24 protein-coding genes and 1 tRNA gene are annotated in these 19,786 nt (G+C 66.7%); 9 read left to right on the forward strand and 16 right to left on the reverse strand.

Features of this window, described 5'->3' with window-relative positions; translation table 11 throughout:
* Positions 1-19 precede the first annotated feature (19 nt).
* Entirely contained in the window at positions 20-664 is a 645-nt protein-coding gene (gene tpiA, locus C474_RS20200) for a triose-phosphate isomerase (RefSeq protein ID WP_008390137.1), read from the reverse strand.
* Positions 665-742: 78 nt separating this feature from the next.
* On the opposite strand from tpiA, the gene C474_RS20205 reads away from it, so the two are divergent.
* Positions 743-1,198, forward strand: a complete 456-nt coding sequence (locus C474_RS20205; protein ID WP_008390139.1) for a hypothetical protein — start codon at positions 743-745, stop codon at positions 1,196-1,198.
* 12 nt (positions 1,199-1,210) lie between these two features.
* Here the strand turns inward: C474_RS20205 and C474_RS20210 are convergent, their stop codons facing one another.
* From C474_RS20210 to hisC, 4 genes are all read right to left on the reverse strand, one after another.
* Positions 1,211-1,744, reverse strand: a complete 534-nt coding sequence (locus C474_RS20210) for a multiprotein bridging factor aMBF1 (RefSeq protein WP_008390140.1) — start codon at positions 1,742-1,744, stop codon at positions 1,211-1,213.
* Between the two features lie 120 nt (positions 1,745-1,864).
* Positions 1,865-2,467, reverse strand: coding sequence for a CDP-alcohol phosphatidyltransferase family protein (locus C474_RS20215; protein WP_008390143.1), 603 nt, complete (start codon positions 2,465-2,467; stop codon positions 1,865-1,867).
* 10 nt (positions 2,468-2,477) lie between these two features.
* Entirely contained in the window at positions 2,478-2,993 is a 516-nt protein-coding gene (locus C474_RS20220; RefSeq protein ID WP_008390144.1) for an adenylate kinase family protein, read from the reverse strand.
* Complete coding sequence (gene hisC / locus C474_RS20225) at positions 2,990-4,087, reverse strand: histidinol-phosphate transaminase (RefSeq protein WP_008390146.1); 1,098 nt, start codon at positions 4,085-4,087, stop codon at positions 2,990-2,992. Before hisC ends, C474_RS20220 begins: the two co-directional genes overlap by 4 nt.
* Positions 4,088-4,314: 227 nt before the next feature.
* On the opposite strand from hisC, the gene C474_RS20230 reads away from it, so the two are divergent.
* A complete protein-coding gene (locus tag C474_RS20230; RefSeq protein WP_008390148.1) occupies positions 4,315-4,671 on the forward strand; it encodes a restriction endonuclease in 357 nt (118 codons plus the stop codon).
* A gap of 84 nt (positions 4,672-4,755) precedes the next feature.
* Complete coding sequence (locus tag C474_RS20235; RefSeq protein ID WP_008390150.1) at positions 4,756-5,448, forward strand: hypothetical protein; 693 nt, start codon at positions 4,756-4,758, stop codon at positions 5,446-5,448.
* 387 nt (positions 5,449-5,835) lie between these two features.
* Here C474_RS20235 and C474_RS20240 read toward each other — a convergent pair whose 3' ends face one another.
* On the reverse strand, positions 5,836-6,567 hold the full coding sequence (locus tag C474_RS20240) for a fumarylacetoacetate hydrolase family protein (RefSeq protein ID WP_008390152.1): 732 nt from the start codon (positions 6,565-6,567) through the stop codon (positions 5,836-5,838).
* A gap of 72 nt (positions 6,568-6,639) precedes the next feature.
* Positions 6,640-7,320: a TIGR00266 family protein gene (locus C474_RS20245; RefSeq protein WP_008390154.1), complete on the reverse strand. Its 681-nt coding sequence runs from the start codon at positions 7,318-7,320 to the stop codon at positions 6,640-6,642.
* A gap of 153 nt (positions 7,321-7,473) precedes the next feature.
* Here C474_RS20245 and C474_RS20250 point away from each other — a divergent pair, with 153 nt between their 5' ends.
* A complete protein-coding gene (locus C474_RS20250; protein ID WP_008390156.1) occupies positions 7,474-8,190 on the forward strand; it encodes a metal-dependent hydrolase in 717 nt (238 codons plus the stop codon).
* 143 nt (positions 8,191-8,333) lie between these two features.
* Positions 8,334-10,004 carry a sensor histidine kinase gene (locus tag C474_RS20255; RefSeq protein WP_008390158.1) on the forward strand — a complete coding sequence of 557 codons (1,671 nt, stop codon included), beginning with the start codon at positions 8,334-8,336 and terminating at the stop codon, positions 10,002-10,004.
* 391 nt (positions 10,005-10,395) lie between these two features.
* Here the strand turns inward: C474_RS20255 and C474_RS20260 are convergent, their stop codons facing one another.
* The gene (locus C474_RS20260; RefSeq protein WP_008390159.1) at positions 10,396-11,859 is read right to left on the reverse strand and encodes a PGF-pre-PGF domain-containing protein; all 1,464 of its coding nucleotides are present in this window, start codon (positions 11,857-11,859) and stop codon (positions 10,396-10,398) included.
* A 146-nt stretch (positions 11,860-12,005) separates the two neighbouring features.
* Between C474_RS20260 and C474_RS20265 the strand changes: the two genes are divergently transcribed.
* Positions 12,006-12,404, forward strand: a complete 399-nt coding sequence (locus C474_RS20265) for an OsmC family protein (protein ID WP_008390162.1) — start codon at positions 12,006-12,008, stop codon at positions 12,402-12,404.
* A 100-nt stretch (positions 12,405-12,504) separates the two neighbouring features.
* On the opposite strand, the gene C474_RS22790 is transcribed toward C474_RS20265, so the two are convergent.
* The 3 genes from C474_RS22790 to C474_RS20275 form a co-directional block, all read right to left on the reverse strand.
* Positions 12,505-12,675, reverse strand: a complete 171-nt coding sequence (locus C474_RS22790; RefSeq protein ID WP_008390164.1) for a hypothetical protein — start codon at positions 12,673-12,675, stop codon at positions 12,505-12,507.
* A 197-nt stretch (positions 12,676-12,872) separates the two neighbouring features.
* The gene (locus C474_RS20270; RefSeq protein WP_008390166.1) at positions 12,873-13,463 is read right to left on the reverse strand and encodes a DJ-1/PfpI family protein; all 591 of its coding nucleotides are present in this window, start codon (positions 13,461-13,463) and stop codon (positions 12,873-12,875) included.
* A 118-nt stretch (positions 13,464-13,581) separates the two neighbouring features.
* Complete coding sequence (locus C474_RS20275; protein ID WP_008390169.1) at positions 13,582-14,376, reverse strand: HAD-IIA family hydrolase; 795 nt, start codon at positions 14,374-14,376, stop codon at positions 13,582-13,584.
* A 116-nt stretch (positions 14,377-14,492) separates the two neighbouring features.
* On the opposite strand from C474_RS20275, the gene C474_RS20280 reads away from it, so the two are divergent.
* Together C474_RS20280 and C474_RS20285 are read left to right on the forward strand one after the other, a co-directional pair.
* Positions 14,493-14,771: a hypothetical protein gene (locus tag C474_RS20280; RefSeq protein WP_008390171.1), complete on the forward strand. Its 279-nt coding sequence runs from the start codon at positions 14,493-14,495 to the stop codon at positions 14,769-14,771.
* 85 nt (positions 14,772-14,856) lie between these two features.
* Complete coding sequence (locus C474_RS20285; RefSeq protein WP_008390173.1) at positions 14,857-15,639, forward strand: GTP cyclohydrolase III; 783 nt, start codon at positions 14,857-14,859, stop codon at positions 15,637-15,639.
* A gap of 95 nt (positions 15,640-15,734) precedes the next feature.
* Here C474_RS20285 and C474_RS20290 read toward each other — a convergent pair whose 3' ends face one another.
* From C474_RS20290 to C474_RS20310, 5 genes are all read right to left on the reverse strand, one after another.
* Complete coding sequence (locus tag C474_RS20290; RefSeq protein ID WP_008390175.1) at positions 15,735-16,034, reverse strand: HalOD1 output domain-containing protein; 300 nt, start codon at positions 16,032-16,034, stop codon at positions 15,735-15,737.
* 195 nt (positions 16,035-16,229) lie between these two features.
* Positions 16,230-16,407 (reverse strand) — tRNA-Trp (locus C474_RS22255).
* Between the two features lie 57 nt (positions 16,408-16,464).
* A complete protein-coding gene (locus tag C474_RS20300; RefSeq protein WP_008390177.1) occupies positions 16,465-16,689 on the reverse strand; it encodes a DUF5795 family protein in 225 nt (74 codons plus the stop codon).
* Between the two features lie 99 nt (positions 16,690-16,788).
* Positions 16,789-17,724 (reverse strand): DUF5794 domain-containing protein, encoded by a 936-nt coding sequence (locus C474_RS20305; RefSeq protein ID WP_008390189.1) that lies wholly within the window; start codon positions 17,722-17,724, stop codon positions 16,789-16,791.
* Positions 17,725-17,730: 6 nt separating this feature from the next.
* On the reverse strand, positions 17,731-17,943 hold the full coding sequence (locus C474_RS20310; protein WP_008390191.1) for a hypothetical protein: 213 nt from the start codon (positions 17,941-17,943) through the stop codon (positions 17,731-17,733).
* A 329-nt stretch (positions 17,944-18,272) separates the two neighbouring features.
* Here C474_RS20310 and guaB point away from each other — a divergent pair, with 329 nt between their 5' ends.
* On the forward strand, positions 18,273-19,772 hold the full coding sequence (guaB, locus tag C474_RS20315) for an IMP dehydrogenase (protein WP_008390193.1): 1,500 nt from the start codon (positions 18,273-18,275) through the stop codon (positions 19,770-19,772).
* Positions 19,773-19,786: the final 14 nt, after the last annotated feature.

Consider the following 19,786-nt stretch of genomic DNA (forward strand, 5'->3'; position numbering starts at 1 on the left):
TCTCGCGCGTTTTTTCTCTCTACAGCGGTTCGACGAGGTCTTCCAGCGCCGCACGGGGGTCGTCGGCCTTGGCGACACCCGAGGCGAGAAGGATGCCCGTCGCGCCCAGGTCGCCGGCGGCCGCCACGTCGTCGCCGGTGGAGATGCCGGCGCCGCAGAACACCTCGACGTCCTCGTCGACGTTCGCGGCCGCCTCGACGGCGTCGCGGACGATGTCGGGGTCGGCCGAGGCCACGGAGTCGTCGCCGCCGATGAGTTCCGGCGGTTCGACGGCGACCGAGTCGGGGCCGAGAGCCGCGACGGCGCCTATCTGCGCCGGGTTGTTCGCGCAGACGCACGTCTCCAGTCCGGCGCGCTCGGCGGCCCGGACGGAGCCGTCGATGTCGGCGAGTTTCATGCGCTTCTCGGAGTGGTTGACGAGCGTTCCCGCGGCGCCCGCCTCCGAGACGGACTCGGCCAGCGTGCTGCCGGTGTGGCTGCCGTAGTCGTTCGGGTCGACGTGCTGGGCCCACGTCTCGACGCCGGTGTCGGCGACGCGGCGCAGGTCCGCCGCCTGCGGCGAGACGGCGATGCGGACGTCGGAGTCCTCGGCCACGTCGCGGGCCGCGGTCGCTACTTCGATGGGGTCGCACGGGTACGCCTTGAGGTTGACGAGGATGAACACGAGTGGGAGTTAACGGTGGGATGCAAAATAGGTTCAGCATCCCGCTCTCTTTTGAGGGCGGAGCGCGAGGGGTCCCGCATGGACGACCCGGACGGATCGGGGCCGGTCGCCGGCGACCCCGCGACGGTGGCCGAGACCCTCCAACGGCACCTCGAAGACGAGTCGGACACCGAACGCGTCGGCGCGCTCCAGCCCGTAGTCGAGGCCGTCGCCGGGTGGCGCGACGCCGACTCGGTCGCCCCCGACGACTGGCTGGCGGCGCTGAAGGCGACGCCGGACGTGCTCTATCTGCGCACCGACGAGGGCGTCCTCCGCCACCGGCCGACGGTGACCGGCGACCGAGTCGACCCGGAGCCGTTCCGATTCGCCGCCGACCCCGAGAGAAGCGAGGGCGAGGGCGGCGCCGCCTCCGGGCGCGCGGAACCGCTCTCGCACGCCGAGGCGTCGTCGCTGCTGGAGGGAGCGGCGGTGACCATCGGTATCGTCGCGGACCTGTCGCTCGACGTTCGCGCGCGCTTTCTCACCGAAGAGTGAAGAGCGAGAGCGTCAGTCCTTCCGCTTGACCACGTCGCCGAGCGTGGTCGTCGTCGAGGACCCGCCGGACCACTCGTTCTCCTCGTCGTCGCCGCCCTCGACGAGCGAGATTTCGAGCTTCCGTTCCAGTTTCTTCCGAACCTTGTCCGGCGGGAGGATGTCGCCGCGTTCGAGCTTGCGGATGAGGCTCGCCTTCTCGTTGAGCGCGCTCGCGAGGTCTTCTTGGCTCATGCCGCGTTCCTCGCGGGCGTCGCGGATGCGGTCGTCGTAGTCGCCCGCTATCTCGTCCATGTCGTCGAACATGTCGCGCCGGCGCTGGGAGGAGCCACCGCCGCCGCCCGAGGACCCGGAGCCCGACGAGTCGGACGACGAGGACGACCCCGACGAACTCGACGTGGAGTACTTCGTCGAGCCCGATGAACTCGACTCGGTGCGGACTTCGGTTCCGAACTGCGAACAGTCGTCACAGAGTTCGAGTTCGGCCCCTTCGACTTTGACCGTCGTGAGCGACGGTCGCTCCTTGCCGCACATTTCGCACTGGGGCATGGTGCGTGATAGTCGGAGGCGGCTTATAAAACGTGCGACGACGGCGATTCGTTGGGGCCGACGAGGCGGGCGTCGGCGAAACGGGAGCGACAGGGGCGGACGCGCGCCGAACCCGGTCGGTCAGGAGAGATCCGACCACGCGCCCCAGAACCGCTGGAGCGCGGTGAAGTGGCCGATGACCGCGAAGAACACCAGGAGCCACCCGACCGGGGTGAGTCCGAACACCGGCCGGGGGACGGCGGCGGCGACGAACGCGACGAGGCCGATGAGCGCCAGACGGTCCGCGCGGCCGACGAGGCCGCCGTACTGGCGTCCGAGGCCGACCGCCTGTATCTGCGTTCCCAGGTAGGAGGTCATCAGCACGCCCGTGACCGCGGCGAGGCCGAGGGCGTAGGAGTCGATACCGGCGGCGAGGCCGACGAGCATGGCGATGTCCGCGTAGCGGTCGAGCACGTGGTCCAACAGGTCGCCGCCGTCCGAGGAGACGCCCTGGGCGCGGGCGAGGGCGCCATCCACGAGGTCGAGCCACCCGTTCAGGAAGACGAAGACGCCGCCGAGGGCGTACCAGAGGGGAGTCCCGAGGTAGAACGCAACGCCGGCGGCGACGGCAAACGCGAAGGCGACGACGCTCACGCCGTCGGGCGAGAAGCCGAGTCGGTCGGCCGCGCCGACGAACGGGTCGAGCAGGCGGTCCGCGACGGAGCGGTAGCGGTCGAGCGTCATCGGGTCGCCCTCATAGGTAGTCGATGAAGTTCACGGTCCCGGCGCGGGGGTCCGTCTCGCCCTCGACGGCCGCCACCACGTCGTCGGCGACGGCGTCGGGCGAGCGGTCGGTCGTGTCTATCTCGTACACCGCCTCCGTCCCGAAGCGGTCGACGGCCTCCGAGAGGACGACGTCCAGCGCCTCGCTCTCCGCGTTTTCGCGGGCCTTCGCCTCCGACTCGCCCCGGTCGCGGAGTCGCCGCTCCAGTTCCTCCGGGTGACAGCGCAGGACGACGGCGACGTCGGCGTCGAGCAGGTGCGAGAGGTGCGACTCGACGATGCCGTCCCACTCGCCGAGCCACTCAGTTATCGCCTCGACGTCGGCGACGAGCGAGTCGCGTTCGGCGTCGCGTTCGGTGTACAGTCGCTCGTCGCGTATCTCGTCGTTCAGGTGGACCACGTCGAGGCCGGTCCGTTCGGCGACGAGTTCGGAGACGGTGGTCTTGCCCGTGCCGGGCGTGCCGGTGAGGACGATTCGGCGCGTCACGCTTCGGGGACCCCCGCGTCCGCGTCGGCGATGACCTCGTTCAGCACCTCGACGGCGCGCCTCGTCTCCTCGCGCGTGCCGCAGGAGACGCGGATGCACTCGGGGAGGCCGAAACTGCTCGTGTCGCGGACGATGACGCCGCGACGCTGGGCCGCCTCGGCGACGGCGGACGCGTCGCCCACCGACGCGAGGACGAAGTTGGCCCCGGAGGGCCACGTCTCCGCGTCGAGTTCGTCGCGGTAGTACTGACGGGCCCACTTCGCCGTCTCCACCGACTTCTCGACGTGCGCCTCGTCGCCGAGGGCGGCGAGGGCGGCCCGGCAGGCCACCTCGCTCGCCGCGAACGGCGTGTTGACGCGGGCGTAGGCATCGGCCCACGACTCGGGCACGGCGGCGTAGCCGATGCGGAGGCCCGCGAGGCCGAACGCCTTCGAGAACGTGCGCGTGACGGCGAGGTTGTCGTGCTCGGAGAGCAGGTCGATAGAAGACGGTTTCTCGCTGTACTCGCCGTACGCCTCGTCGACGACGACGAGCGTGTCGTCCGCCACGGATTCGAGCAGGTCGACGATATCGTCCCGCCCCATCTCCGACCCCGTCGGGTTGTGCGGCGTCGTGACGTAGACGATGCGCTCGCCGTCGTAGGCGTCGAGGACGACGTCGGCCGTCTGCGCGAAGTCGTCGGCCTTCGACAGTCCGTACTCGGCCACCTCGCCGTGGTGGTAGCGCGCGGACATCGGGTAGTAGGCGAAGCCCGGATTCGGCGTGAGTACGCGGTCGCCCGGTTCGAGGAACGCCCGCGAGAGGTAATCGAGGGCGCCGTCGGCGCCGGCGCTGACCCACACCTGTTCTGAGGCGAGATTCCAGCGGTCCGCGAGGGCGTCCGTGAGGTCCGTGTGCGCGGACTTCGGGTAGACGTGCACCTCCGGGGCGGCGCCCTCGATGGCGGCCACCGCGTCGGGACTCGGCCCGTGCGGGTTCTCGTTCGAGGATAGCTTCGTCAACTCGTCGGGGTCCATCCCGAGTTCGCGGGCCACCTCCTCGGCGCCGCGTCCGGGTACGTACGCTTGGTGCGCGGAGAGGTCCCTCGGTCGCATGGTCGAACGATGCCGCCGCCGGTTCTTAAGGGTGCTTACACCGGCCGAGCGTCATCGCCTGAGGTCGACGAGACCGACGGGAACGAAACGATGTCTCCACAGAAACGGCCTTCGGCGAAAACGACGAAAGATGCACTTTTGATGATACAGTGTCACGAACGAGCATGGAATCGGGGCACGAAGCCGAAGGCTGGGACCCAGAGCGGCTTCGACGACGGTTACAAGCGATGGACGACTACGAATTCGAACATCTCGTTGCCGACTTGTGGGAACTTCAGGGCTGGGACGCCGACGTGGAGCAGCAGTCCGCTGACGCAGGTGTCGACGTGCGTGCGACGCAGTCGTCTCCGTATCGGAGGAAGGTACTGATTCAGGCGAAGCGATACAGCGACGATAACCCGGTTACTGGACCGAACGTCCAGCAGTATGCTGCGTTGAAACAACAGGAACCGGACACCGACGAGTCGATAATCGTCACCACCGGTCGTTTCACCGGCTCTGCCGAAGACCGGGCGAAGGACCTCAACGTGAAACTCATCGACGGGAAGGGACTGGTGGATTTAATCGGCGGTCTCGGTGCCTAGGGCGTTGTCGAAGAGTACATCGGCCGACCACAAAGAACCGAGGAGCGGGACCAAACGGACCGCCGGAGTCAGAAGGGTCATCAGATGAACGATTCTCCTACTCTGCACCGTCTCACGGCCGAAGAACGGACCGAAATCGAGGATGCTCTCGGAAAGGACTTCGACGACTGCATACGGGACGAACAGTATCTGGCGACGCGGGCGATGGAGCGCGCCCGTACGGTTGTCGAACTGAATCCGCACGACGCAAAGGAGTTGGGCGTCTTCGAGGACGTGGACCTCTACGGCTTCGAGCGAGAGTTTGATGAGCGGAAAACCCAGCTCGTCTTCCTGAAAGAGGACATCCACACGAACGACGACGGCGAGGTGTACGTTGCGGACCTCACCGACTACATCAAGCCGAGCGCTATCGAGGGCGGAGAGTCGACCGGCGTCGTCGGAGTCATCAAGCGCGGTGTGAGGGACGGTGCGTGGCTCTCGGAGGAAGGGAGAGAGTACTGGGAGACCCACCAACAACTTCGGCGGTTCAAGAAAAAAGGAAAGAACGTCCTCTCGTCGGTGCTCGACTCGAACGACGAACCGTCGGCTGTCGATTCGAGTGCCTCCTCTCCATCAGCGAGGGAAGAACAACTGACCATCGAAGAGGAGTCGAGACAGACGAACGACTCGGTGTCGTCGGTAGGAAACACCGACCGACCCGATTCAGAGAGTGAAACGGTTGCTCCGACCGACGTTCGGAGTGAAAACGAACCGACAGGCGGAAGAGCGCGGTTCTGAATCCGTCAGGCAGTCCGTGGCCGGGACGGAACCCTCAACTTTGGACCTGTCTCGGTCCAAGTGGTTCTACGGCATCGCAGTAGCGACAGGTAGTTGGGGACTCGTTTGGTTACTAGCGATACTCAACGTCGCGACTGCCCTCGCCGGTCTGCTGGTACTGGTCTCTTGGCCACTCCTTCCGACGTCAATACTGATGGACTCTCGAAAAACGGGAAAGTTCGAGTCTTCGAGAGGGAAGTCGTTGGTCTACGTTCTCTCGTCGGCGGTCCCACTCCTCGCCGTCGTCCCCGGCGCGGTGTATCTGTATCGGCGAGAGCACTCGTGGAAACGCTAACTCGACTAAAATCATCGCGGAGACGGCCAAAAAACCTCGTTCTGGCTCCTATCTCACGGAACGCGCACGTCGTGTTCGAGGACGCCGACGCCCTCCACTTCGACTTCGACGCTGTCGCCGTCGGAGAGGGCGCCCACGCCCGCGGGCGTGCCCGTCGATATCACGTCGCCGGGTTCCAGCGTCACGTACGCCGTTATCTCCTCGATGAGTTCGGGCACCGAGAATATCATGTGCTCGATGGTCGAGGACTGCTTCGTCTCGCCGTTCACGCGGAGTTCGATGGCGGCGTCGTCGGGCACCTCGTCGACGGTGGCGAGGGTCGGACCGAGTGGCGCGGAGTTGTCGAACGCCTTCCCGCGCACCCAGTTTTGCTCTTCGTTCTGGTCGTCCCGATTCGAGATGTCGTTCATGCAGGTGTAGCCGGCGACGTAGTCCATCGCATCCTCGGCGTCGACGTCGCGGGCCTGCGCGCCGATGACGACGGCGAGTTCGGCCTCCCAGTCGATGCGGTCTTTCCCCTCGGGTACGGTCACCGTGTCCCCGTGGGCGGCCAGCGCGTTCGGCGGTTTGAGAAAGAGGAGCGGTCGGTCCGGAAGGTCGTTGTCCATCTCGTCGGCGTGTTCGGCGTAGTTGCGGCCGATGCAGACCAGTTTCGTCGGTTCGCACGGCGGGAGCACGTCGACTTCGTCGAGCGAGTACGTTCGGTCGGCGAAGGAGACGCCGTCGTCGTGCCACTGGCCGTCGCGGACCGAACCCGCCGGGTCGCGGAAGCGTACGCGGTGCATGGACGCCGTGTCACTCCGCGGCGGTTTCGTTCTTTCCTTCGCGGAAAATCGCCCGGTTTCCCCTCCGCTCGATTACTGCGTGTTCGGGGCCGGCCGCGGGAGTTTGGGGATGAGCCACGAGAGGAACGCGTCGGGACTCCGCGACTGCACCCACACCGTGCCGCTGCCGCCGAACTCGCAGACGAGGCCCTCGCCGCTGGTCAGCGTCGACCGGAGGCCGCCCACGCGTCGAACGGTGAACTCGGCGGTGTCCTCGAAGGCGACGACGTGGCCCGTGTCGACGACGAACGACTCCCGGTCGTCGAGCGATATCTCCTCGATGGCGCCGTAACTCGACAGGAACAGCGGACCGCTCCCCGTCACCTTCAGGAGAAAGAGGCCCTCGCCGCCGAAGAACGTCCGCGCGCCGCCGAACTCCGTGTCCACATCGAGGCCCGCGTCGCCCGCGAGGTACGACCCCGACTGCACGTACAGCGTCTCCCCCGTCAACTCGACGTGGGAAATGTCGCCCGGCAGCGGCGGGGCGAACTGGACGTCCCCCGGCGCCGTCGCGCGAAAGGTGTTCTGAAAGAAGCTCTCGCCGCCGAACGCGCGCCTGATGGACTTCAGAAACCCGCCCGTCGCATTCGTCTCCATCTCGATGGCCGTGTCGTGGCTCACCATCGCGCCCGACTCGGCGCGGAGGGACTCGCTCTCCGCCAGCGAGACGGTCAGCAGCGCGAACGACGGTCCGGCGGATATCTCGTGTTCCATACCGAACGGAGCACGTGTCATCTCAAGAAACTATTTTCGGTCGGTAGGAATGTCCTCGACTGCCGACTATCTCTATCCGACGAAACGAGCAGACCTGTCTCCGGACTGTTGGATTTATGCGCCCGAGGGCACAAGTGGCACACGATTATGACGATGGAACTCACCTGGCACGGCCACTCCACCTGGCACGTCGACGTCGACGGCACGACGTTCCTCATCGACCCGTTCTTCGACAACCCGTTCACGGACCTCTCGCCGTCCGACGTGGAGGACCCCGACTACCTCCTGTTGACGCACAGCCACGCCGACCACATCTCCGACGCCGGCGCGTTCACGGACGCGACGGTGGTCGGCGTCCCCGAACTCACGGGGTACATGGAGGACGAGGAGGGCTTCACCGACAGCATCGGCATGAACATGGGCGGCACCGTCGAGTGCGACGACGCGTTCGTCACGATGCACCGCGCCGACCACACGAACGGCCTCAACACGAGTTACGAGAACGACTTCGGGGTGCCCGTCGGCTTCCTCCTCAGCGACAAGAAGCCGACACAGGAGTCCGACGCCGACGCGACGACGTTCTATCACGCCGGCGACACGGGGCTGATGTCCGAGATGAAAGACGTCATCGGTCCGTATCTCGAACCCGACGCGGCCGCACTCCCCTGCGGCGACCACTTCACGATGGGGCCGGTGCAGGCCGCCATCGCCGTCGACTGGTTGGACGTCGACCACGCGTTCCCGATGCACTACGACACCTTCCCGCCCGTCGAAATCGACGTCGACGACTTCGAGCGAGAGGTGAAGGCGACCGGTTCGGACGCCGAGGTGCACGTCCTCGACGGCGACGAGACGTTCACGCTGGAGTAATTGCCGGCCGCAACCCCGATTTTCCGAACGAGCCGTCGCGAACTCGGAGCCGAGTCACTACCTCTCTCTTGAAATTATATAAACCCGATAAGTATACGTGAACTGAAATCAAACCGTACGAGAACGAAGGGGGAAAGCGACGGGTGAAACTACAGACCAAGCTGGCCGTCGTACTCGTCGCGGTCACGCTCATCTTGAGCGCCGCCACCTACGGCGGGTTAGAGCTGTACAAACAGGAGGAGCTCCAGCGCAGCGAGTCGGCCGTCGAAGAGTCGGCGACGCTCGGCGCGTCCCAACTCGCCTCCTCGCTCGACGAACGCGCCGACTACCTCGGCTACGTCGCCTCCCAGCCCGAGGTGGCGAACTTCTCGGACAATTCGGCGGTGATAGACGGCATCGTCGACAACAGCCGCTTCTCGGCGGTACAGGTCATCGACGCGAACGGGACCGTCCTCGCGTTCGGCGGGCAGATAGACGAAGCGGTCCGCGAGTCGACGCTCGGGTCCGACGTGAGCGACGAGGAGTACTTCACCGCCGCCCGCTACCGCGGGTCGTCCGTTTCCACCCCCGAGTACGTCTCCTCGCACGACCAGTATCTCGTCGTCGTCAGCGCGCCGGTACTGCGCGAGGGACGCGTCGTCGGCGTGCTGGCCGCCTCGATGTACGTCTCACCGGACACGTTTCTCGAACCGGTCGTGCCGCTGGTGCGCCACGACCAGCGCGTCACCGTCAGCGTCGGCGATGCGGTGCTGTACGAGAGCCGGGGGCCGTTCGAGCGCGCGATGACGGGACGGGCCGCCGTGGTGCCGTACGGGTGGACGGTCACCGTCGAACGCGACCGGGCGACCCTCGACGCGCGGATTCGGACGCTCGGCGCCGCGCAGGGCGTGGGCCTGCTGTCGGTGCTGCTGTTGGTCGGACTGCTGTGGTGGACCGAACACCGCACGACGCTCCGACAGACGCGACAGTTGCTCGACGGCTTCGAGGCGCTTCGGGTGGGCGAGTACGACCGCACGCTCGACCTGCGGTCGGCCGAGGAGTGGGCGCGGATCAGCGACGGGTTCAACGCGCTCTCGACCGGACTCGACGAGCGCGAGACGGCACTCAGAGAGCGCGAGCAGCGACTCGGCGTCCTGAACCGCGTCCTCCGGCACAACGTCAGAAACGAGATGAACGTCGTCCTCGGCTACGCCGACGTCGTCGCCTCGCGAGCGGAGGACCCGGAGACGGCGCGGGCGGCCGAGACGATACTTCGGCGGGGAGAACGGCTCGTCGCCGTCAGCGAGAAGGCGCGCGTGTTCGACCGACGCCTCGACGAGACCGACCCCGCGACGCTCGACCTCGTGACGGTCGTGGAGGACGCCCTCGCGGACGTCGCGGCGGATCACCCCGAGGCCGAACTGACGCCGACGACGCCCGACTCCCTCGCCGTCCGCGTCGTTCCCGGTATCGGGGACGCGGTTCGGAACGTCGTCGAGAACGCGTGCGTCCACCACGAGGGGACCCCGTCGGTCGCCGTCGTCGTCGGCGCCGACGGCGACGAGGCGACGGTCGCCGTCGCGGACGACGGGCCCGGAATCCCCGAGCACGAGCGGTCGGTGCTCGCCGAGGGCGAGGAGACGGCCCTCGACCACGGCAGCGGTATCGGCCTGTGGGTGACGAAGTGGCTCGTCGGCCGTTCCGGCGGGTCCGTCGCGTTCGAGGAGAACGACCCTCGCGGGAGCGTCGTCACGCTCAGACTGCCACTCGCGGACGAGATGGAGGCCGTGGAGGACGGCGAGGCGAGCGGCGGGGACGGGTCGAAGCCGCGGTAGTCGCCACCCGAGAGCAGTCGGAGAACGGTAGCCGGGAGCGCGTCTCTTTCGCCAGGCTCGAATCGTGAAACCGGAACGACCGAGTCATCGACCAGGTGAGTCTAGTACTCGAAAACGCACCCCTCGAACCGGACGTACGCGACGCCGACCGAAGCGCACATCAGACCGAGAAGGGCGAAGCGGGCGTTGCCGAGACCAACCGTCGAGAAGGGAGGCGATGGTCGTCGTCCCGATAGCTCGCCGCCGCCGTGTCGCTACTCTACCGAATGCGGGACACGCGGTAGCGTCGTCAAGCGTCGAACGCGCGCCCCGTACATCGGCCGTTTCGGACGACGAACGGCGCAACAGTATCGTTCTCGACCGAGAGAGAGAGAGAAGCGAGCGCGCCGGCTCAGCGGCGGCGGACCCGCGCCACGATGGCGACGAGTATCACGAGGACGAGCGCCGTCGGATGGAATAGGGGACTGGCGACGTCGGTTCCGGTCACCGTTGGCGCGGGTTCGGTGCCCGGTTCGGTCGTTTCCGCTTCGGTCGCCGACGTTCCCGCGACGGGTTGGCGGACGACGACGGACCCGGCGACGACGTCGTTCACCCGGACCTCGTACTCGCCGGCGTCGGCGACGGTGTGGTCGAACAGCGTCTGTCGCTGTCCCCCGGCCGCGATGGTGAGCGAGCGCTCCTCGACGGCCGTTCCGTCGAGGATGAGTTGGGCGACGAACTCCCCGTCGGCGCCCCCGTCGTTGCCGATAGTGACGTGAACTTGGACGTTGTCGCCGGCGGCTATCTCCTCGACGGCCACGTCGACCGTCTCGACGCTGAACCGCGCACGCTTCGCGCCGGCGGCGAACTCGGAGAGGCCGGGCGACTGCGCGCGGAAGCGGACCGTCTCGTGCGTCTCGTCGACGACTTCGGTCGGGAGTTCGGTCCACGAACCGTTCTCGTATCGGTAGAGCGCCACGTTCTCGGGGGCGACGCTTCCGTTTTCGAGGCGCGCCTTCGACACTTCGAACCCGATGCCGACGGTGCCGTTCAGTTCGGCGTTCGAGATGGAGTGCTCGACGCGGACGTGCGAGAGCGTCTCCGCCCCGTCGTCGGTCTGGAACTCGGGCGAGCCTTCGATGCGCTCGGCCGTGGTGAGGTTCATCGTGAACGACCCGTTCCGCGTCGGCGTCAGGTCGATGTTCGAGATGGCCACGTCCGAGGCGTTCGAGCGGTTCAGGAGGGCGTTCCGGCGCGCATCGAGGTTAATACGCACGCGCTGGCCCTTCCGAACCTCGTCGACGGACGCGTTCACGAGAGTCTCGCCGCGGCCCTTCGACTTTCCGCGGGCCGTGAGGTTCACCGCCGCGGGGACGGCCGCGAGCGGGTCGCGACCGGTCGCGTTGGCGGAACTGTTCCCGGCGCCGTCGCCCGGATGGGTCGCGTTCGTCGGGCGCCCGGATGCGGTTCCGTTCCGACCGGAGGCGCCGTCGCTGCCTCCGTGAGCGCCAGCGCCGTCCTCTGCGGTCTCGCCTCTGTCGGCCGCTCCGGGTCCGCTCCTCGACGTGTCGTCGGACTTCGACGACCCCGAACCGGCGTCGCCTCGGTCGTCATCCCTCCGCTCGTTCGACAGGCCGTTCCCCCACGGTGGCGGCGCGCCGACGATGCCCGCCGGTCCGGTTAGCGACGCCGTCCGAACGGCGGATTCGACGGCCGCCGACCCACCGCCGACGAGTCGGCAGTCCGCCGCGCCCGCGGTCGGACACGCCGCTGCGCTCGCAGATATGATACCGTGAGATATCGCCATCGCCAGGACGAGGACGACGACGACACCCCCGTGGATCGATATCCCGTCCCTGCTGGATTTCCCCTTCATATTCTAACTCGAGAAACTACGCCTAAAGGATATATACCTATGGAAGATGAATATCGAAACTGATACTCGGAATATGTCGAGGGCTGCCACGCCGCACACCCGCTTGAGCAACATTTAGGGACGAGGCGTCCCGACCGTAGAGACGCATGAGCGATATCGAAACTTCTACCGTTAGCGAAGAGGGCTTCGCCTCGACGAGTCAGGTCGGCGACTTCGAACTCACCATCGACGCCACGGGCGAGGAGGGTCCCGACCCGAACCAGGTACTCGTCGCGGACTACGCGTCGTGCTTCCTGCCGGCCTTCCGCGTCGGCGCCAACAAGACGGGTCACGAGGACCTCGGGAAGGTCCAGATCGACGCCGACGCCGACATCGACGACGACGACGACCTGGAAGCCATCCGCTTTTCGGTCCACGTGGAAGAGGACGTCGACGACGACGACCTCGAGGAGATCGTCTCCCGCGCCGAGGACATCTGTCACGTCCACTCGGCGCTCCGCGAGGGACTGCACGCCGAGATCGAAGCCCACGGCGACGCCTTCTAACCGCCGCGCGCGCCTCCGACCCGCTCTTCTTTACGGCCGTCACTCCGCGGAGCGACGGCGTTAGGAACTGGAGACGCCCCGGCCGTCCGGGGCGGGAGGATCAGCGTCGGTGATACGCTCGGTAACTCATGGCCTGTCCCTCCACGATGACGACCTCCCGTTCTTCGGGGTCGTCGATAGGGCTCTCTTCCACCTCGTCGCGCGAGACGTACGGTCCGTGTAGTTCTCCGTCGTCGTCGAAGACGTACGGGCTGTTCGGCTGACCTTCCATGCTACTCTATACCGCACTATCCGATATAAGTCTTTGTCAGACATTCACAATCGGGGAAACGTAGCACACGCTGCGTGTCCGACCGCGGTCGCCGGAAAACGGGGACGAACCACCATTCCGGTCGGACGGCCTCCGGCCGTCGTCGCGCCGGTCGGTGTGTCGGGCCTTCGGTCCATCCACCCTTCGATCGTCCCACCTCAGTCGTCGGCGGTGGCGACCTCCCGGTCGGTCACCTCGGTTCCGAGGAGGTCGAAGAACTCCGCCAACCACTCCGGGTGGTCGGGCCACGCCTGCGCGGTGACGAGGTTGCCGTCGACGGTCACCTCGTCGGTCCACGCGCATCCGGCCGCCTCGACTTCGGCGCGGACGGCGGGGTACGCCGTCATCTCGTAGTCGTCGAGGACGCCCGCCGCGGCGAGAATCTGAGGCCCGTGGCAGAGCGACGCCACCGGCTTGTCCTCCTCGAAGAAATGTCGGACGATATCGAGCACCGCCTCGTACGTCCGGAGATACTCGGGCGCCCGGCCGCCGGGGACGACGAGGGCGTCGTACGCCGCGGGGTCTACGTCGTCGAACGTCGCCGTCACCTCGAAGTCGTGGCCGCGTTCCTCCAAGTAGGTCTGGTCGCCCCGGAAGTCGTGGATAGCCGTCTTCACCGTCTCGCCGGCCTCTTTCTCCGGACAGACGGCGTCCACCTCGTGGCCGACGGCCTGAAGCGCCTGAAACGGTACCATCGTCTCGTAGTCCTCGACGAAGTCGCCGACGAGCATGAGAATTTTCTTGCCCATTGGTGTCTCTCACCAAGGGATACGGTCGGTGCAGGCTTAACGGTTCGTCCCCGTCGAGACTCCGTCCGTTGAACGTTTCCTCGATCCGCCGACTCCGATGCCCGGCCGGGGCGTGCGGCTACTCCGCCAGTTCGTCCAGCAGACCGCCGATTTCGCCCAGCGAATCGAGGACGTAATCGGGCGTCACCGACGATTCCGCGAGGGTGGCGTCGTCCGTCACGCCCGTCTTCACCAGCACCGTCGTCATGCCGGCGCGTTCGCCGAGAGCGATGTCCGTGTTCAGTCTGTCGCCGACGACGAGAACGGACGCCGCGGGGACGCCGAGGCGTTCGAGCGCCATCTCGCGCGCCGTCTCCGAGGGCTTACCCAGCACCGCGTCGGGTTCGCGTTCGGCGACGCCCGCGATGGCGTTGATGACCGCTCCCGACCCCGGCACGTCCCGTCCGACGGCGGGGATAACCACGTCCGGATCGGTGCCGACGAAGCCGACGGACTCATCGGAGAGCGTCCAGAGCGCCTGACACATCGCGTCGTAGTCGAACTCGTGGTCGACGGACGCGACCAGCGCGTCGGGGGAGTCGTCGGCGCCGACCACCGAGAGGCCGGCGTCGGTGAGGATGTCCACCAACCCCGACTCGCCGACGACGAACAGGTCGTCGTCGGGTCGTTCCTCGCGGAGGTACCGGGCCGTCACCGACCCGGCGGTTATCACCTCCTCGGGCGATACTTCGAGGCCGACGCCGGCGAACCGGTCGACGTACGCCCCGGGCGGTTTCGTCGGGTTGTTCGAGACGAACACGCGTTTCACGCCGGCGGCCGCGAGCGCATCCAGTCCGTCTCCCGCGCCCGGAATCAGTTCGTCCCCGCGCACCACCGTGCCGTCCACGTCGAGGACGACGCCTCGGAAGTTCATCGCTCTCACTTGGGCGGCGTCCGGGTTTAATCGATGGGGGAGCGCTCCCCTTGCTGCGAACTACGATATCCGTGTGCCTCGGTAACAATTATGTGGGATGGGGTTGACTATTAATTATGAACGTACTCGTGGTGCGAGCGGAAGATGGGGCGTCGACGGGGCCGTACACGCCCGGGGCGCGGAGCCACTACGCGTTCGGCGCGGTCGGACTCGCGGTTGCGGTGCTCTCGGTGTTCCTCACCTACTCCGTGCTGGTCGGCGTCGCGAGCCTCGTTCCGCTGCTCTCGACGACGGTGGTCACGTTCGTCGGCATCCTGACGTGGGTAGTAGTCTGGATAACGCTCGACGTGGCGCACGACAGGTACGTCCGCCGGAGGCGCGCGAGCGCGAAGTGAACGAGTCCGCGTCGGGAACGTCGAATAGCGGCGCGTCCGCGCGCATAACCAAAGAACGATATGCTCGAACTTCCTGTCTCCGAACGTGACGAACACGCAGCTCTCGCTCGTTCAAATAGACAACTACGGTCCGTGGACCGTCACCCCGGAGCCGCGCCGAGAGATGGACCTCCAGACGCTTCAGTCGCGGCTGTTCGCGGACCTCGCGCAGTTCGTCGGGAGCCGGAACGGCTACGTCTTTTTCACCCGCTTCGACAACATGGTAGCCGTCACGAACGGCCTCGACGACGCGGACCACGAACTGCTGCAGGACTCCATCGGCAACCGCTATCCGGTGACGATAAGCCTCGGCGTCGGCGTCGACCCCTCGCCCATCGAGGCGCTCGAATCGGGCACCGCCGGCCTCCAGACCGCCGGTAGCGCACAGGACGGCGACCGGCGCGAGGTGCTCTCGGGAAGCACCCTCTCGGACGCCGAACGGGCGGGCGAGGACGTTCAGATCGCCCACTTCGACGTGAACGACGCGACGGGCAAGTACACCGACCGGCTCAACGAGTTCGACTCGTTCATCCAGATCGAGCAGGGCTACGCGACGCTGATGCGCTACCTCCGCGAGGAGGACGACGCGCTCTCCTTTTTCGTCGGCGGCGACAACATCATCTCGGTCTGTCCGGCCATGACCGAGGGAGACTACCGCGACGCGATTCGCCACGTCTCCGAGGAGGCCGGCGTCGAACTCAAAGTCGGCGTCGGCACCGGCGCCACCGCGCACGACGCCGGGTTCGCGGCGAAGCACGCCCTCGAAGTCTGCCGCGAGGACGGGACCGACGTGGAGTTCGACCGCCCCCACGCCGAACTGGCCGACTGACCCGACCGCGAGGCAGAAATCCCGTCTGTTCGGCTCGGTCCAGTTCGGCTCGGTTCGACGGCAGAGGGACATTCCCGTTTCTCCGAGGACCGTATCTACGCCGCCCCCTCGAACGGCTCTGCATCGAGTCGCGAGACGGAGACGTCGCCGCTGCTCCCGACGAACACCGCGCAGTCGCAGGCTTGGAAGCTGACCGTCGCGCCCGGGGCCGCCCCGAGCGTCGCGACCGCTTCGAGGTCGACCTCCTTCGACAGCGACGGGAGGTCGATCGGGTCCCGACCGAGCGTCGCGGCCACCCGTTCGACGAGCGTCACGACGAGGTTTTCCTCGTCAGTACGCCGGTCGAGTTCGCCGATGGCCCCTCCGTGTGCGTCTACGGCTCCGATTTCTGCCATTGCAGCCTCTATGCGACGGCGACCTATGACCTCACTAGTGGATTCTCGCTCGGTGGGAGTTCCGCCTGCGAACTTCGCACGAGTGCTGACAAGCACATATCGTCGACCGGATTCACCGAGCGCTCGACCTCGATCTAGTGAGTACGGAAGGAGAGGTGGAGAGCGGACGCTCAGAGGAGTGAGTTAAGATAGTAGTGGGGTCGGAGGGATTTGAACCCCCGATCGACTGATATCTCCGGTGTGCGCCTCGGAACTCCAGAGGGTCGTCAACGCGACCGATGATCAGTCGGTCGCTCGGTATATCAGTCTGGAGTTTCGTCCCGGGCGCGTCGCCTCTGGAGTCAGTCGCCATGCCGGGCTTGGCCACGACCCCGCTGTCTGCGTCTCCTCGTATGGCGATTCCACGTAAAGGAATTTCGATTGGCTCCCGTCAGTCGCGGTCGGTCTCGGCCCACTCGCAGTCCTGACATTTGTAGGCCGTCACGAACTCCGTCACGCTCGGCATGTAGCCCACCGAGATGACGTTGCCGCCGCACTCGGGACACTCCCTGTCGGCGTCTTCGATGGACTCCGCCTCCAGGGGTTTCTCCCCTTCGACGAGTTCTGCGAGTCGCTCCGGCGTCACCATCCGTCCTTCGACGACGCGGTTGCTCATACCGGGCGGACGAACGGGACCGTGGTAAGTCCTCCGCGTTGCGGGGGCTGTCGGGGACGGAACGAACGGGAAGAAACGGAGAGTGGCGATCCGGCGGGCTCAGAGCCACGGGGCGCGCGAATCGCTGTCGCTGGGGTAGCCGTAGCCGGCGTCCGACGCGGTGTCGCCGCCGGAGTCATCACGGGTCGACTTCGAGCGGTCGCCCCCGTCGGCGACGGTGGCGGCGGCGGTGGCGGCGGGCGCGTCCTCCGCGGCGGACGGGTCGTCGTCGGTGGCCGCCTCCTCGGCCGACTCGCCGGCCGAGCGGTCGTAGGCGAACAGCGCCGTCACGGCGAGGACGCCCAGCGCGATGGGACGCTGCGTCGGGAGCACCCCGAGCACGTCCAGCGCCAGCATCCCGAGCGCGACGGAACTGCCGAAGCGGAAGCGGTCGATGTCGACCGCGCCGCGCAGACGCGGCGCGAGCAGCGCGACGGCGAGCGCGAAGGCGACGCCCGTTCCGGCCGCCGCGACGGCGTGCGAGACGGTCGTCAGCATCTCCCCGCCGAGGTTCAGTATCAGCTTCGGGTTCGAGGGGTCGAAGCTCGCGACCAGTCCGAGGCCGATGATGACGCTCGGGGACGGAAGCTTCTCGCCGACCTCCGAGGAGGCCGTCTTCGCCGCGACGGCGAGGATGACAAGCCCGGCGAAGCGGTGGAACACGTCGAAGTTCAACACCGTCTGCAGCGTCCTCGCGAACATCGCTTCCAGTCCGGCGACCGGAAGGAGAACGGCGCCGAGGAGGAGTATCGACGTCACCTGCTCGCGGCGGGTTCCCTCCATCTCGGCGAGAATGACCGCGACGGTGGCCGACCCGCCGAAGATGAGCAGTCCGGTCTGGAGGATGCCGATGGGCCCGCTCATCGCGCCCGCGATGACGAGCGCGGGGAAGATACCGTCGACGAGGGGCAGCGCCATGACCGTCGCGAGGAGGCGCGTCGCTCCCCCCACCTGCTGCTCTAAGCGAAGCGCGACGGGGTGTTGTGAGACGCTCATCCAGCGCTAGCGGCCGTCACCATCGGCCAAGCGGTGATACGAACGCAAGCCAGTCGACCCGTCGTCGGTGGCCGCGAGTCCTCCGAGCGCCGCGAGAGTCGGGAGAGTCGGTTTCCCGAACGCGAATGTCCGCCACATCGCTGTAAAGCCGAAGAAAATGCCGGAATCGAAGCTCGTCTGGCCGGCGATGCGCGATGCAGCGGGACACTCGGAGTCCATATCTGTAAACAGCCGTACTAAACTATTAAAATTTGTGTGAGACTCCGCGGCACGGGAATCAATATCTCTCTGAAGGCTACTTGAAGAAGGCTACGTTTCTTCGCTGATAGAGATTTTCACCGACCATTTATCGGCACTGCGTGGTGGTTCGGGTGATTCTTGCGAGATGCGGCTCCCGCCGCCGTCGCTCGGTTTCCGGTGGACGCGACGAGTTCTTCGCGGAGCGACAGATATGCTCGGACGTGGATATCTGGCTCACTGGAATGCCACTGAACTGCACGGCCGTGTTGTCTCGCAACTCTTTTGTCGCAGGAGTCTGGACGATTTACATGGCGAACGACGTTCCGGACCGAGAATCCTTCTCCGAGAAACTGCGCGTTCCAGAGGCACTGACGTTCGACGACGTACTGCTCCGCCCGATGGAGAGCCGGGTCGAACCCGACGAAGCGGACGTGTCGACGGCCGTCTCGAAGAACGTCGAACTGAATCTCCCCGTGCTCTCTGCGGCGATGGACACCGTTACCGAGAGCGGCATGGCCATCGGGATGGCTCGCGAGGGAGGTCTCGGCGTCCTCCACCAGAACATGGACGTCGAGACGATGATCACAGAGATAGAGCGCGTAAAGCGCGCCGACGAACTCGTCATCCGCCGCGAGAACGTCGTGACGGCCCGTCCCTCTCAGACGATCAGCGAGGTGGACCTGATGATGGAGCGTCAGGGCGTCTCCGGCGCTCCCGTCGTCGACGACGACGACGAGGTCCTCGGCATCATCTCCGGCACCGACATCCGCCCGTACCTCGAAGTCGGCGAGTCCGACGCCGTCCGCGAGGCGATGACCGACGAGGTCATCACGGCCGCCCGCGACGTGACCGCCCGCGACGCCTTGGAACTCATGTACGACCACAAGATAGAGCGGGTCCCCGTCGTCGACGAGGGGGGCCACCTCGTCGGTCTGGTGACGATGCAGAGCATCCTCCAGCGTCGCGAACACGAGAACGCCGCGCGCGACGACGACGGCCGCCTCGTCTGCGGCGTCGCCGTCGGCCCGTTCGAGTCCGACCGCGCGACGGCGGCCGACGAGGCCGGCGCCGACGTGCTGTTTATCGACTGCGCGCACGCGCACAACCTCAACGTCCTCGACAGCGCCCGCGAGATAAAGCAGTCCGTCGAGGCTGACGTCGTCGTCGGCAACGTCGGCACTCGCGAGGCCGCCGAGGCGGCCGTCGACTTCGCCGACGGTCTCAAAGTCGGCATCGGTCCCGGCTCCATCTGTACGACCCGCGTCGTCTCCGGCGCCGGAATGCCGCAGATAACCGCCGTCGCCGAAGTCGCCGACGTGGCCGCCCCCGAGGGCGTGCCGGTCATCGCCGACGGAGGTATCCGCTACTCCGGCGACGCCATCAAAGCCATCGCCGCCGGCGCCGACGCCGTCATGCTCGGTTCGTACTTCGCCGGAACCGAGGAGGCGCCCGGTCGCGTCATCACGATGAACGGCAAGAAGTACAAACAGTACCGCGGCATGGGCTCCGTCGGCGCGATGAAATCCGGCGGCGGCGACCGCTACCTCAAGGACGCCGACGAGGACGAGGAGTTCGTCCCCGAGGGCGTCGAGGCGGCGACGCCGTACAAGGGTACGCTCGCCTCCGAACTCCACCAACTCGTCGGCGGGATGCGCTCGGGCATGGGCTACGTCGGCGCCGAGACGCTCCCCGGGTTCAAAGAGCGCGCCGAGTTCGTCCGCGTCTCCAGCGCCGGACAGACCGAAGGCCACCCCCACGACGTGATGATCACCGACGAGGCGCCCAACTACAGCCCGCAGAACGAGTAGATTCTCTCGCCCGA

The organism is Halogeometricum pallidum JCM 14848, from assembly GCF_000337095.1.
Lineage (GTDB): Archaea > Halobacteriota > Halobacteria > Halobacteriales > Haloferacaceae > Halogeometricum > Halogeometricum pallidum.

Bases quoted from the DNA above. Each gene is read 5' to 3' on its own strand.
- C474_RS20205 (WP_008390139.1), top strand. From the start codon at position 743: ATGGACGACCCGGACGGATCGGGGCCGGTCGCCGGCGACCCCGCGACG.
- C474_RS20210 (WP_008390140.1), bottom strand. From the start codon at position 1,744: ATGCCCCAGTGCGAAATGTGCGGCAAGGAGCGACCGTCGCTCACGACG.
- C474_RS20215 (WP_008390143.1), bottom strand. From the start codon at position 2,467: ATGACGCTCGACCGCTACCGCTCCGTCGCGGACCGCCTGCTCGACCCG.
- hisC (WP_008390146.1), bottom strand. From the start codon at position 4,087: ATGCGACCGAGGGACCTCTCCGCGCACCAAGCGTACGTACCCGGACGC.
- C474_RS20230 (WP_008390148.1), top strand. From the start codon at position 4,315: ATGGACGACTACGAATTCGAACATCTCGTTGCCGACTTGTGGGAACTT.
- C474_RS20235 (WP_008390150.1), top strand. From the start codon at position 4,756: ATGAACGATTCTCCTACTCTGCACCGTCTCACGGCCGAAGAACGGACC.
- C474_RS20240 (WP_008390152.1), bottom strand. From the start codon at position 6,567: ATGCACCGCGTACGCTTCCGCGACCCGGCGGGTTCGGTCCGCGACGGC.
- C474_RS20245 (WP_008390154.1), bottom strand. From the start codon at position 7,320: ATGGAACACGAGATATCCGCCGGACCGTCGTTCGCGCTGCTGACCGTC.
- C474_RS20250 (WP_008390156.1), top strand. From the start codon at position 7,474: ATGGAACTCACCTGGCACGGCCACTCCACCTGGCACGTCGACGTCGAC.
- C474_RS20260 (WP_008390159.1), bottom strand. From the start codon at position 11,859: ATGAAGGGGAAATCCAGCAGGGACGGGATATCGATCCACGGGGGTGTC.
- C474_RS20265 (WP_008390162.1), top strand. From the start codon at position 12,006: ATGAGCGATATCGAAACTTCTACCGTTAGCGAAGAGGGCTTCGCCTCG.
- C474_RS22790 (WP_008390164.1), bottom strand. From the start codon at position 12,675: ATGGAAGGTCAGCCGAACAGCCCGTACGTCTTCGACGACGACGGAGAA.
- C474_RS20270 (WP_008390166.1), bottom strand. From the start codon at position 13,463: ATGGGCAAGAAAATTCTCATGCTCGTCGGCGACTTCGTCGAGGACTAC.
- C474_RS20275 (WP_008390169.1), bottom strand. From the start codon at position 14,376: ATGAACTTCCGAGGCGTCGTCCTCGACGTGGACGGCACGGTGGTGCGC.
- C474_RS20280 (WP_008390171.1), top strand. From the start codon at position 14,493: ATGAACGTACTCGTGGTGCGAGCGGAAGATGGGGCGTCGACGGGGCCG.
- C474_RS20290 (WP_008390175.1), bottom strand. From the start codon at position 16,034: ATGGCAGAAATCGGAGCCGTAGACGCACACGGAGGGGCCATCGGCGAA.
- C474_RS20300 (WP_008390177.1), bottom strand. From the start codon at position 16,689: ATGAGCAACCGCGTCGTCGAAGGACGGATGGTGACGCCGGAGCGACTC.
- C474_RS20305 (WP_008390189.1), bottom strand. From the start codon at position 17,724: ATGAGCGTCTCACAACACCCCGTCGCGCTTCGCTTAGAGCAGCAGGTG.
- C474_RS20310 (WP_008390191.1), bottom strand. From the start codon at position 17,943: ATGGACTCCGAGTGTCCCGCTGCATCGCGCATCGCCGGCCAGACGAGC.
- guaB (WP_008390193.1), top strand. From the start codon at position 18,273: ATGGCGAACGACGTTCCGGACCGAGAATCCTTCTCCGAGAAACTGCGC.